We start from the raw sequence: 12859 nt of genomic DNA on the forward strand, positions 1-12859 counted from the left end.
GGACTTCTTACATGGACAACCTAACCGAACTCTACTGCCATATTGACGACTTTTATTAGCAATTCAAACCTGAGTTTGACGCTCATTTAATCGCAACGGGACACCAAAGGTTAAGAGCATGCCAGATAAGTGTAGCAGAAATGATGACCATCTTGGTACTGTTTCATCAACTGCGGTATCGACAGTTTAAGTCTTTTTACTACCACCATATGCTTGGCATGATGAAACGGGCGTTTCCAAATCTGCCGAGCTACTCGCGATTTATAGAGCTTGTGCCGCGCAGTATCATGCCACTGTGCAGCTACTTGCAAAGCATGATGGGCGACTGTACGGGTATCAGCTATATTGATTCAACCAAGATAGCAGTTTGTCATAACAAGCGTATCTACCGTCATAAAGTCTTTAAGGGACTTGCAACCCGAGGCAAAAGCAGCATGGGCTGGTTCTATGGCTTTAAGCTACACGCCATTATCAATCATAAGGGCGAGCTTGTATCTGTTAAAGTCACTGCGGGTAATACGGATGACAGAGTGCCTGTTAAGGATATGGCAACGCCTGTGTTTGGCAAGGTGTTTGGGGATAGAGGCTATATCAGTAAAGCCCTAAACGAGTGGCTCACAAAACACAATGATACCACGTTGATAACCAAACTTCGGCGTAATATGAAACCCCAATTACTTGAGCCTATGGATGAGGCACTACTCAATCATCGCTCTTTGGTTGAAACGGTGTTTGGAGAGCTTAAAAACTTGTGCCAAATCGAACACTCACGCCATCGTAGTGTCACGGGGTTTATCACAAACTTGCTGTCAGGTTTAATTGCTTATTGCTGGTTTCCCTATAAACCCACCATCAAAAATATGCCTCAGCAGGGACAGGTAGCAACATTGTAAATAGTATCAATGAGTTACAATGTGGCTTATCCCGAACTGGGGTTAAGTAGTTAAATGAATAGTAATAAATAACGTTAAACCAAGGATTTAGCGTCTATATTAAAAAGGCTATTTAGTAAGATTGAAAAAGCCAACGTCCTATTATCAAAGGACGTTGGCTTTTTAATGGGTAGAAATGATGTGGAATTTATCTACATTTAAACGATTAATTTAGCGCGGTTAAGGTTTGCTCAAACGCTGCGCGCCCGATTTCACCCACTTGCTGATTGACCAATTGCCCGTCTTGATAATACAGCAATGCTGGCGGACCAAATAGTTTATAACGCGCTAAGATTGCTTTTGAATCCGCTGTTGTCTCCGTGATATCAAGTCTGACCAATTGCCAATCTTGCATTTGCGCAGGGCGATTATGAAATAAGTTTTTCTCCATAATCCGGCATGCAATACACCATTCGGCGGTGACATCGACCAGCACTTTAGGATTGGCGGCGACAATGGCATCTAACTCAGCCAGCGTCGTGACCGTCTTATCGGTTGCATTACTGGTGGCTGGTTGACCAGCAGTTGTCTGCAGCACCGGAACCGCAGTTAGGGAGGCAAGCGGATGCAAGCTGTCGTCATTGCCCAATGCGGCGCCGACGATTAAACACGTCGCCCAAATACCAGCGATTAAGCCTAGCGCTTGGGTCAGCATCCGACCTTTGCCTAGCCAGCTCCACGCCCACATCGCCACGACCATAAACCACAGCGCCCAAACCATCAGCATCACAGGCGAGATAAAGACGCGTTCAATTAATAACAATGCCACGGCAAAAAGCAACAAAGCAAAGCCCTGCTTGACCCAGTTCATCCACTCACCCGCTTTTGGCATGATTTTACCTTGGGTCGCGCCGATTAAAATAAGCGGCGCTGATAAACCAAAACCGAGCATAAATAAAGCCGCAAAGCCAAGTAATGGACTTCCAATCGTTGATACAGCAAGCAGCGCCCCAAATAAGGGTGCCGAAACACAAGGCGATACCACGAGCGCCGATAAGAATCCCGCAATTAAACTGCCGCCCGTACTACCAAGCTTGCTATCCCCCGCTTGGCTTAGACCCTGCATTTTACTACTGATAAATCTCGGCAGACGAATGCTAAATACGCCCAACATATAAAGGGCTAATAAGACAAAAACGATGGCAAACCCAATTAAAATAATCGGATTTTGTAGCCAACCGATAATGCCTAACGATTCGCCAAATACCGCAATGACCGCGCCTAAAATACCATAAGCGATGGCAACACCAATAGCGTAGCTGGTCGTTAAAATGACACCTTTTTTAACTGTTGGGTTTTGCTGGCGAGCGACGATATTGGCGACAATCGGTAGCATCGGTAATACGCATGGCGTCAATGCCAAGCCTAATCCTGCCAAAAATAATAACACCAATGCCAACCACGGATGCGAGGCTAAGCCAAAAGGGTCGCTATCAATCGTGTTATCACCAACAACGGTATTGCTTGTTGCAGCAGCATTATTTATGACAGCGTCATTGTTCGCTGCTTCACTTGTGACATTATCGCCTACCACTTCTTCATCGGCTCCAGAGATGGTATTGATTGCACCAAGCTCTGCATCTAACGCTTCGTCATCTAACAATGCATAATCAATCACCTCGTCATCTGGCGTAGTTTGCTCTGTAGCAAGACTATTGGTAACTGTCCCATCTGTAGAGGCTTGCGCAGTTTCTGCATTGCTGTTATTGCTCGCAGAACCTGTAGCAGTGCTACTTGAACTATTGGCTGCCGATTGTGACGCAGCAGCAATATTGACTGTGGTTTTTATTTTCTCCGGTGGATAGCATAGACCCGCTTTGGCACAGCCTTGCCAACCTATCGTCACGGCGGCATTATTTATCGCCTTGCCATTACTACTACTCAAAATGGTAGTAGCAACCATATTGGCTTGGTCAAATACCAATACTTGCCCAAAAGTTGGATCGTCGATGGAGACTGGCTTTTGGCTAAAGGTAAAAGGTGCGGCGCTCACGCCTGCAGGCAGCGTTAGCTTAATTTGGTCTTTATAAACATAGTGCTCAGGCGTAATGTCAAATTTAATGGCTAAGCGCGTGCCATTATTGGTCGGTTTGCTGCTGCTGCTAACTTGAAACGCTTCGTTAACGGGCAAAAATTTCGGTTGGGTCGCGCTTTTATCACTGCTAAATAAATCGCCCAATCCTGCCGCTTGCGATGCCACTGGCACGGCCGTCAGCCCAGTCGCTGCTAGCCCTGTCAATAATGAACCCGCGCTGAAAGCGAACGCCAACAGATAAGATTTTTTCGACGATTTATTTTGCGTTAATGACGGAGACTTTTCTGCGCTCTTAAGGGACATGAAGGGCTACCTATTATTTCCAATATTCGAATTGACCAATTCACTGTCTGTATGGACTTGTCTATTTACAACCCCAGTTCGGGATAAGCCACATTGTAACTCATTGATACTATTTACAATGTGGCTACCTGTCCCTGCTGAGGCATATTTTTGATGGTGGGTTTATAGGGAAACCAGCAATAAGCAATTAAACCTGACAGCAAGTTTGTGATAAACCCCGTGACACTACGATGGCGTGAGTGTTCGATTTGGCACAAGTTTTTAAGCTCCCCAAACACCGTTTCAACCAAAGAGCGATGATTGAGTAGTACCTCATCCATAGGCTCAAGTAAGGGGCTGTCCTAGATAAGTAAAATTATTTAGGATAGCACTATGAGAAAGAGTAAACTAAGTTGGTATAAACAAAACAGACTCATCGAGCTATTTGTTGCCGGTTCTACCGCCAGAACAGCAGCAAGCCTAATTGGTGTTAATAAAACCACAGCCAGTTATTACTTTCATAGGCTACGAGTGCTTATTTACGAGAATAGTCAAGACCCTGGTCTATTTGAAGGCGAAATCGAAGTAGACGAATCATACTTTGGTGGCACTCGTAAAGGCAAGCGAGGGCGAGGTGCTGGTAGCAAAGTGCCCGTGTTTGGCCTATTAAAGCGTAATGATAAGGTCTACGCTTGTATTATACCCAATGCTAAAGCAGATACTTTGATCCCCATCATAAGAGAAAAAGTGAAGCCTGATAGCATTGTTTATACTGACTCATTTAAAAGCTATAACGCATTAGATGTCAGTGAGTTTACTCATTATCGTATTAACCACTCCAAAACCTTTGTTAATGACAAGAATCACATTAATGGTATAGAGAACTTTTGGAACCAAGCTAAACGGCATCTACGTAAGTTTAACGGGGTCCCAAAAGAGCATTTTCACCTCTATTTAAAGGAATGTGAGTGGCGTTTTAATCACAGTGACCCAAAGTCGCAATTACTACAATTAAAACAATGGGTTAAACAGGGTTTGAACTAGTTATCTAGGACAGCCCCAAAATGACCAAACCTAATCCAAGAGTATTAGAAGTAAAAGGCGTATTCGTTGAGCCTGCATCGGCGGCTTCAATCGGCGGTGCAATCCGTGATATTAAAGTAGGTAAAATCGCTGAAGGTTCGGTGATCGTTTGCACAGTGACGGGTAATGGTCTAAAAGATCCTGACACTGCGATCAAACAATGTGCCGATGCCGTGATGCTCACCATCAATGCCACATTGGATGATGTCAGAACATCAATCCTATCAAATATGGAAAAATAATTTTTCATGCTTTGCTCAGAAGAAAATACTTAAAAAGCCAACCAACTGCGGTTGGTTTTTTTTATTGCATCGTGCAGAATATAAACTGTATAAGAATAATTCCTATTTACAAACAATTTGATACAGTTTGATTTGTTTTGGTGCAAAATCAATAAATCGCCCAATATTTGTGCAATACAATAATGCTTCAAAGTTGGTTTTGTAAGTTATTGCAGTTTTATTGCAAAGAAATAAGATAAAACAGTAACTTAATAAAGTTGGCACGCCCTTTGCTATTTCAATAACAAGTTCAGAGTCAAATCATTTCGATTTGAACATTTGTAATAAACAGCTTGGGGGAATACCAACATGAACTTTAAACTTTCTACATTAGTGGCTGCATCTTTACTCACTTGTGCAAGTGGCTTGACTATGGCAGCTGAAAGCGATGTATCATTCTCTGGTACTGCAGCAATGACTTCAGATTACCGCTATCGTGGTATGACACAAACTGAAAGCGACCCTGCCGTTCAAGTTGGTTATGGATTAACCCATAGCTCTGGCTTATACGCAGGTGTCTGGGGCTCGAATGTCGGCTTTGGTAGCTCATTAGAGCTCGATCCATATGTAGGTTATAGCACTGAACTTGGCTCTTTGGCGTCTAAACCAGTTTTAGATGTCGGTTTATGGTACTACGGCTATCCAAGTGCTTCTGATTTGAATTGGCTTGAGCTGTATGCACGTCTAGGTTTTGCAGACACCATCACTGTTGGTGACAGTTTGCTTGCAAGCGTGAATTTCACTAATGATTTTTTTGGCTTAGATACTGATGCATGGTATTTAAACCTGACTTATAGCATGCCATTGAGCGCATCTTTCGGTGGTGTAGCAAGCTTAGGTTATACCACTGCTGACGATTATGATTTCAGTGATAACGCTAGTGGCGATGATAACTACATCGACTGGAAAGTTGGTGTGACTTACAGCTTTGCTTCTGTTGAAGACCTGTCAGCTGAGCTTGCTGCTGTCGGCACAAATATTGACGCCGACACCAACCCGTACAAACGTGGTGTAGAGACTGGTGCTGTATTTACAATTACTAAAGCATTCTAAGTTGTAAATAGCATAGGCTAGAAAATTAGCCTTGCGATAAAAAAATCCTGTCTTACTTCAAGGCAGGATTTTTTTATGGAGAATTGGTTCTAAATACGTCTTGGCATGTTAAATGCTTAATATTTATATCGAATAAAGATTGTTTGAATAGATTAAAAAGAAGGGGCTGTCCTAGATGAGTAAAATTATTTAGGATAGCACTATGAGAAAGAGTAAACTAAGTTGGTATAAACAAAACAGACTCATCGAGCTATTTGTTGCCGGTTCTACCGCCAGAACAGCAGCAAGCCTAATTGGTGTTAATAAAACCACAGCCAGTTATTACTTTCATAGGCTACGAGTGCTTATTTACGAGAATAGTCAAGACCCTGGTCTATTTGAAGGCGAAATCGAAGTAGACGAATCATACTTTGGTGGCACTCGTAAAGGCAAGCGAGGGCGAGGTGCTGGTAGCAAAGTGCCCGTGTTTGGCCTATTAAAGCGTAATGATAAGGTCTACGCTTGTATTATACCCAATGCTAAAGCAGATACTTTGATCCCCATCATAAGAGAAAAAGTGAAGCCTGATAGCATTGTTTATACTGACTCATTTAAAAGCTATAACGCATTAGATGTCAGTGAGTTTACTCATTATCGTATTAACCACTCCAAAACCTTTGTTAATGATAAGAATCACATTAATGGTATAGAGAACTTTTGGAACCAAGCTAAACGGCATCTACGTAAGTTTAACGGAGTTCCAAAAGAGCATTTTCACTTCTATTTAAAGGAATGTGAGTGGCGTTTTAATCACAGTGACCCAAAGTCGCAATTACTACAATTAAAACAATGGGTTAAACAGGGTTTGAACTAGTTATCTAGGACAGCCCCAAAAATTATTACCGTAAGTTTCATAATACCAGAGCGGTAAGTGGAGCCGTTTATGAAAGTGGCGCGATTAATAATCGTATACCAAAAACATATACGTTTAACATTGTTCATTGTATAAACATAGATAAAGGAAACAACTATGACTGAATCTACCGACAGATTAGATAGTACTAAATTGAATAGCGTTGAATCGGCTAGTACTAATATTGCTGACAATAAAGTACCTATAGCTGTGAGTAGTACTCATCAATCGATTGACTCTAAAACCATAAATCATACGCCTAAAGCTATGTACGTGACTTCAGGCAACTCAATAACACCTAAAGATAAGTTGGACAAAATGCCAAAAATGGTTGCCAATGGCAGTCGCGCTTTTATCTGGTATTTGTTGGCGATAATGGTATTAATACTTGATCAATGGACTAAGTGGTTGGCCCAAACCACATTAGCGTTCAATGACCCCGTACCGGTCATTGAACCATTTCTCAACTGGACACTCGCTTATAACTATGGGGCAGCATTTAGCTTTTTAGCCAACGCTGGCGGTTGGCAGAAATGGTTTTTCTCAGGCTTAGCTTTTGTAATGGCTATCTTTTTAACGGTTTATTTAATCAAAGCGCCACGTGCAGCCAAGCTATTATCTATGGGGTTGGCCTTAATGCTTGGTGGTGCGATTGGCAACTTAATCGATCGTTTAAGAATTGGTAAAGTGGTTGACTTTATCCATGTGCATTATGCTGATGTCTGGAATTATCCTCTTTTCAATGTTGCAGATATAGGTGTCTGTGTCGGTGTCGCATTGATTATAATTGACATGATATTTTTAGAAAGTAAGCGTAATAAATAAGCACATTGATGCCGATTATCACAAACAAAATGAACTAGCGTCGTATTCACTCTATACGGAAAAATACTTTTTATACTTGAGTATGTTTATAAAATGTGAACTGGAAGGTAATGTATGACTGGTATAGGTACTCACTCATTTTAGGTCTTAAAACTCAATACTTAAAAGCTCTGCGTAGAGCCATTATTATAGAGAAATTGAATAATCCATAAATTCTTTATTGATAATAACAAAAGGAAAATACAGTGTCACAGACTCAGCCAACTATTGAAAAAATTCACAGCCTTAGAAAAAAAACAAGAGACAGCGTTAAAAAGTCTTACCCTTATATAGTCGATACACTCTAAAAATGTCATAGCACTACTGGGATGAATTTTGCGCAGCCTCCTATCGTGCGCTCAAAGAAATTTGAAGCGGACTATAATAATTACCATCGTTTGTCAGGCGAGGGTAAGCGGGATACAGACACATTCAGAAATGAAATGAAGAATTTTATTACTATGTATCCTGAAGATTTTGAGAAAAAACCGCTAGAAAATTATTTGAAATAACAGCTATTAATGGCACTCCATTAACATTTCTGTAAGTACATTACCGTTAAATGATTACCCTGCGCAGCAAGATAGCTCTTTAACGTCTTTGCTAAAGGTTTGAGCGCATAACTTCAATCCTTCAACCATCGTCAAATACGGAAATAGTTGACCTGCCAATTCTTCGACTGTCATTTTATTATGAATAGCAAGAGCCGCACTTTGAATCAGTTCTCCGCCTTCATGGGCTAAAATTTGTGCGCCTATCAGTTTTCCCGTGGATTCTTCAGCTACCAACTTGATAAAACCATCCGTTTCAAAATTTGCTAAAGCTCTTGGTACGTTTTCCATATCAAGTACACGACTTATCGTATTTATTCCTACCGCTGAAGCTTGTACTTCGGTTAGACCTACCGTAGCAACTTGTGGGTCGGTGAATATAACAGCAGGCATGGTAGATAAGTCGAGTTGCGCATTTCCACCTGTCATATTAATTCCAGCCCTACTTCCGGCAGCAGCAGCAACATAAACAAATTGTGGCATATTGGAGCAATCTCCAGCGGCATAAATGTTAGCTGTTGATGTTTCCATCATACTATTAACAACAATGGCACCACTTTTATCTGTTTCAACACCAACATTTTCTAAACCAAGCTTTCCAGTATTTGCATGGCGACCCGTAGAGATAAGCAATTTTTCAGCGATTAATGTTCCTTCGTTAGTTTCCAATGAAAAACCATTGCTATCATAAGAAACATGACTTGCTTGCGTATTATTAAGTACCCTAATACCTTCTTTTTCAAAGCACTCTGCCAGTTTTTCACCTAATAACGGATCTTCAGCATATAAAAGGGTATGTCTGGCTAGAATTGTCACACGGCTACCTAAACGGGCATAAGCTTGCGCAATTTCCAGAGCAACAACGGAGGAGCCGATGACAACTAGACTACTCGGTAACTCTTCTGCAAATAAGGCTTCTGTTGATGTCCAATAAGGTGTATCAACTAAACCCTTAATTGGCGGAATGCTTGGTGTAGAGCCTGTTGCAATTAAAATGCGATCTGCAACCAGCTCTTCTTCACTACCATCAGACTTGTGAACTAGCAAGGTATTTTGATTTTTAAAACGTGCATAACCTTTAAGTAAAGATAGCGCGGGATTACTCTCTAAAATACGTTGATATTTAGCATCGCGTAGTTCTTCGACGCGAGCGTTTTGCTGATGTGCTAATAAGGAGCGGCTAAGTTGTGGCTGAATATTTTCTAAACCATCAAACGGGTTAGTACGTTGCTGATGCGCTAATTGCGCAGCACGGATCAATATTTTTGAAGGAACACAGCCGACATTTACACAGCAACCTCCGATTACATCGGCTCTTTCAATGATAGTAACTCTTGCTCCGCCTTCTGCTGCTTTAATCGCACTGGCAAAGGCCCCTGAACCACTACCAATAATGGCTACATGTAATTGTTCTGGCTGGATGTCATTTGGCGAGCAACAACTATTCGTTGACATATTTTATTCCTCTTAAAAAGTTAAGCGGTACAAGTTTCATCATCACAGCGTTTATTCGCAGGAGAAACCATGTCCCAAATTGATACAGCAACCATTAGTCCTAGCCCCGTATAAGTAACGTATGAACTCCACCCGTACTGGAACCAAGGGTATAAAGAGAGTAAAACCAAAATGGGGCCAATTGAACCGATAAAACTACGGTGCCATTGACGATGGCTAAACCAGCCTAAGATATTCATTACCAGCGCTAATACTGCAAACAGTGGTAACAACGTATTGATAAATACCCCTTCCCACTGACTAAGAAATCCCATCCCAATTGCCGCACCAAGACTAGCTATCGCGGGAAAACACATGGCGCATCCCATTGCCGAAACAAGTGCACCTATAGAGCCTGCTTTATCTCCGATACGCGTAACTAGTTCTAAGGGGCTAAATATTACTTATTTTCACTTTTTAAATTTGAAGGGTAGCCAGCGTTGGTAGTCGCTGCAATTAATGCATTGATGTTGGTTTTAGTGTCATCAAAAGAAACAACAGCTAGCTTAGGCTTGTAGGTAACTTTCGCATTTTCAACGCCATCAACATTTTCTAATGACTTTTTAACTGTGATTGGACATGTCGCACAGTTCATCGTTGGCACTTCCAGTGTAACTGTTTTTACTTCAGCAAAAGCACCAAAACTAGAAAGTGAAAGCAGTGCGGTTAATAATAATTTTTTCATAATTAGCTCCAAATTTTAAAATGTTATAAATTTCTTGATCTGTATATTAAGCAAACAAAAGTATCCAATAATTACTGGTCACTAAAATTGTCGCAACTATAGCGCTCAGCCAGAAAATGACTTTTCGTTGTTGCTGTTTCTTAGGAATTGCACAGGCCGTTCCCGGCTCACACTCTTCTACAGGACGGTAAATTTTCCAACCTGAGTAACCAAACAACAACACTACAAATGCGATAAATAATGGCCTATAGGGTTCAAATGCAGTTAAATTACCAATCCATGAGCCACTTACCCCAAGTAATAACAGGAGCAAAGGACCTACACAGCATACGCCTGCGCCTAATGCTGCTATGATGCCTCCTATCATTGGAAGGTTTGATTCTTTTTGATTCATATAGATACCTCATTAGATAATGCAAGTGTATTGCATGTACCTAAGTACGGAGTCAAGGGTGATTTATAAAAAATTTATCTTTGATAATCTGCTACGACAGATACGGGGAATAAGCTAACTTGAATTAAGGCGCAGAAGTAAAATTGGATATGCTGTTTTAGTGGGAAATGGTAGTTAAGTGAATCATTTACTTCGGTTGCAACGAATCAATTATTGGGCAGTGGCTATCGTCATCATTATTTTGGCATTGTCCTAAATGTTCTTCCAAAGCGTGTTCTAACAACAACAAGTCAGCCATCTTTTTTTGTACTGCGATCAGTTTTTTATTAGCTAATTCTTGTACTTTACTACATGGACTATCGTTTAACGCAAGTAACCCTTCAATCTCATTTAGCGTAAAACCTAATTCTTGAGAACGCTTGATAAAATGTATTCTATTTACCGTTTCTTTCGGGTAATGTCTATAGCCCTGCATAGGCTTTGGTGGTTGTTTAATTAAGCCTTTGCGTTCATAAAAGCGAATTGTTTCGACATTTACACTCAGTTCTTTAGCCAACATACTTATGGTTCGTTTAGACACGTTATCAATTACCTTACTGACTTTTTGTTTACTTACTTTATATCTAATTAAAGTGACCATCAATGAATACCAGTTTAAACATCGCTAATTGATTTTGTTTTTTCTTCTATTAAATAAGTAAAGTTACCGTTGTTACAACAATATTAAACCACAACAATGTATGGTTTATCCTTTTTCATTATCAAAGTCCAAATTAGTGTTATTACATGCAGTTCTACATGAGTATACCCTAGCGGAACCATCTATTTCAGCATTTAAACCTATTAACAGACCACTTAAAACAGACCGGTATAATGGAACCACTTATATTAAGTCGTCTTTGATTATTTATAAATAGGTATTATTCACACTAAAATAATCAAGTACGACGTGAACAATACCTATACGGCGATGAGCCATAACAAATATATCAATTAGTAAGCGACTTATCCGCCATTTCATTAGCCATCTTCAATGCTTGGTATAAACTCGTCGCACTTGCGCCGCCGCGTCCCGCCAAGTCTAGCGCCGTACCATGATCGACAGAGGTGCGAATATAAGGCAGTCCTAAGGTGAGATTTACCGTATCACCAAAGCCGTGTGATTTGAGTACGGGCAACCCTTGATCGTGATACATGGCGATGACTGCATCGCAGTTTGCTAAGTGTCTGGGGGTAAACAGCGTATCGGCTGGCATCGCCTCTGAAATATTGACGCCTGCATCGGTGAACTCTCGTAAGACTGGATTGATAATCTCAATCTCCTCCATACCCAAATGCCCGCCCTCGCCTGCATGTGGATTGAGACCGCACACCAAAATACGAGGCTGCGTGAGGCCAAACTTTTCTCTCATGTCATTGACAACGATTTGTACTGTTTGACGTACATTATCCGCGGTGATGGCAGCAGGTATGTCTTTTAATGGCAAATGGGTAGTGACAAGCGCGACTTTCATCGCTTGATTGGCAAGCATCATCACCACTTTCTCACAGCCACTTTGCTGCATAAAAAACTCGGTGTGACCGCTAAACATAGTGCCATCCAATAGCTTGATACCAGCATCTATCAGCGCTGATTTTTGTAAAGGACCTGTGACGATAGCGGCAACTGTTCCATTTACTGCTAACTGATGAGCAATGTCTAATTGCTGAGCCACCATCGCTGAGTTGGCAATATTGATTTGTCCGCCAGTAACTGGTCCTGCACAAGGGACGTTAAGCAAAATAAAAGCACTATCAGCATCTATATCCTGCTGTGCTATCTGCTCGGCCGCGTCCATATCAAAGTCACCAGCCTCGTTGTCAATGGTTTGCCAAATAGGCACTTCTGTCAACACGCCAGCTGAAACCAACTCCTCTGCACGGACTTGCATCGTGCTCGCATCAGCGGTTACCCAAATGGGACGGTCAAAATCTTGCAGCTTGCCCTCTGCCGCCAGATTCAATACGACATCCATTCCAATGCCCGCAGGTTCACCTGTCGTGATTAATAATGGTCGTTTTTGTTCTGTCATAGCAATAGCCTTATTTTATTTAAATTTTTGATTTTATTATATTTATCGTCAATATTTTCAGTTGTTACGTTTAGACAATGGATGCGGTCTCTTATTTTATGCATAACAATCACTGTAGATTTAGTTGCTTACCCAGCCTAAAAAATCACATTATGTGTTAAACTTTCGCTTCTGATTGTAGCATTTGCAGGCAAATCTAAAACCACGTTTTGGTACATCTACCGTAGAGATGTACCATATC

Annotated in this window: 10 protein-coding genes and 4 pseudogenes; 6 read left to right on the forward strand and 8 right to left on the reverse strand. The window is 41.2% G+C overall.

The window, feature by feature from the left end; translation table 11 throughout:
* The first annotated feature begins 11 nt into the window (after positions 1 to 11).
* Positions 12 to 893, forward strand: a pseudogene (locus tag CUR83_RS07555) (IS982 family transposase).
* 205 nt (positions 894 to 1098) lie between these two features.
* Here CUR83_RS07555 and dsbD read toward each other — a convergent pair.
* Together dsbD and CUR83_RS07565 are read right to left on the reverse strand one after the other, a co-directional pair.
* Positions 1099 to 3270, reverse strand: coding sequence for a protein-disulfide reductase DsbD (gene dsbD / locus CUR83_RS07560; protein WP_093070750.1), 2172 nt, complete (start codon positions 3268 to 3270; stop codon positions 1099 to 1101).
* A 113-nt stretch (positions 3271 to 3383) separates the two neighbouring features.
* Positions 3384 to 3587: pseudogene (locus CUR83_RS07565) on the reverse strand (transposase); the annotation flags it as partial.
* A gap of 55 nt (positions 3588 to 3642) precedes the next feature.
* Here CUR83_RS07565 and CUR83_RS07570 point away from each other — a divergent pair.
* The 5 genes and pseudogenes from CUR83_RS07570 to lspA all read left to right on the forward strand — a co-directional run bounded on the left by CUR83_RS07570 (position 3643) and on the right by lspA (position 7383).
* Positions 3643 to 4293: an IS1595-like element ISPssp3 family transposase gene (locus tag CUR83_RS07570; RefSeq protein WP_284719388.1), complete on the forward strand. Its 651-nt coding sequence runs from the start codon at positions 3643 to 3645 to the stop codon at positions 4291 to 4293.
* Between the two features lie 53 nt (positions 4294 to 4346).
* Positions 4347 to 4574, forward strand: a pseudogene (locus CUR83_RS07575) (threonine synthase); the annotation flags it as partial.
* 348 nt (positions 4575 to 4922) lie between these two features.
* Positions 4923 to 5666 carry a TorF family putative porin gene (locus tag CUR83_RS07580; RefSeq protein ID WP_071001644.1) on the forward strand — a complete coding sequence of 248 codons (744 nt, stop codon included), beginning with the start codon at positions 4923 to 4925 and terminating at the stop codon, positions 5664 to 5666.
* 202 nt (positions 5667 to 5868) lie between these two features.
* The gene (locus CUR83_RS07585) at positions 5869 to 6519 is read left to right on the forward strand and encodes an IS1595 family transposase (protein ID WP_284719389.1); all 651 of its coding nucleotides are present in this window, start codon (positions 5869 to 5871) and stop codon (positions 6517 to 6519) included.
* 156 nt (positions 6520 to 6675) lie between these two features.
* The gene (lspA, locus tag CUR83_RS07590) at positions 6676 to 7383 is read left to right on the forward strand and encodes a signal peptidase II (protein WP_284719390.1); all 708 of its coding nucleotides are present in this window, start codon (positions 6676 to 6678) and stop codon (positions 7381 to 7383) included.
* A gap of 605 nt (positions 7384 to 7988) precedes the next feature.
* Here lspA and merA read toward each other — a convergent pair.
* From merA to pdxA, 6 genes and pseudogenes are all read right to left on the reverse strand, one after another.
* A pseudogene (gene merA / locus CUR83_RS07595) lies at positions 7989 to 9380 on the reverse strand (mercury(II) reductase); the annotation flags it as partial.
* A gap of 68 nt (positions 9381 to 9448) precedes the next feature.
* Positions 9449 to 9868 (reverse strand): organomercurial transporter MerC, encoded by a 420-nt coding sequence (gene merC, locus CUR83_RS07600; protein ID WP_186475527.1) that lies wholly within the window; start codon positions 9866 to 9868, stop codon positions 9449 to 9451.
* The gene (merP, locus tag CUR83_RS07605) at positions 9868 to 10152 is read right to left on the reverse strand and encodes a mercury resistance system periplasmic binding protein MerP (protein ID WP_008110847.1); all 285 of its coding nucleotides are present in this window, start codon (positions 10150 to 10152) and stop codon (positions 9868 to 9870) included. The genes merC and merP overlap by 1 nt, the downstream gene beginning before the upstream one ends.
* 46 nt (positions 10153 to 10198) lie before the next feature.
* A complete protein-coding gene (locus CUR83_RS07610) occupies positions 10199 to 10546 on the reverse strand; it encodes a mercuric transporter MerT family protein (RefSeq protein WP_016899520.1) in 348 nt (115 codons plus the stop codon).
* A gap of 187 nt (positions 10547 to 10733) precedes the next feature.
* Positions 10734 to 11105 carry a mercury resistance transcriptional regulator MerR gene (gene merR, locus CUR83_RS07615; protein WP_033011277.1) on the reverse strand — a complete coding sequence of 124 codons (372 nt, stop codon included), beginning with the start codon at positions 11103 to 11105 and terminating at the stop codon, positions 10734 to 10736.
* Between the two features lie 430 nt (positions 11106 to 11535).
* Positions 11536 to 12618, reverse strand: a complete 1083-nt coding sequence (gene pdxA / locus CUR83_RS07620) for a 4-hydroxythreonine-4-phosphate dehydrogenase PdxA (protein ID WP_071001651.1) — start codon at positions 12616 to 12618, stop codon at positions 11536 to 11538.
* Positions 12619 to 12859 lie beyond the last annotated feature (241 nt).

The organism is Psychrobacter pocilloporae, assembly GCF_029872915.1.
GTDB lineage: Bacteria > Pseudomonadota > Gammaproteobacteria > Pseudomonadales > Moraxellaceae > Psychrobacter > Psychrobacter pacificensis.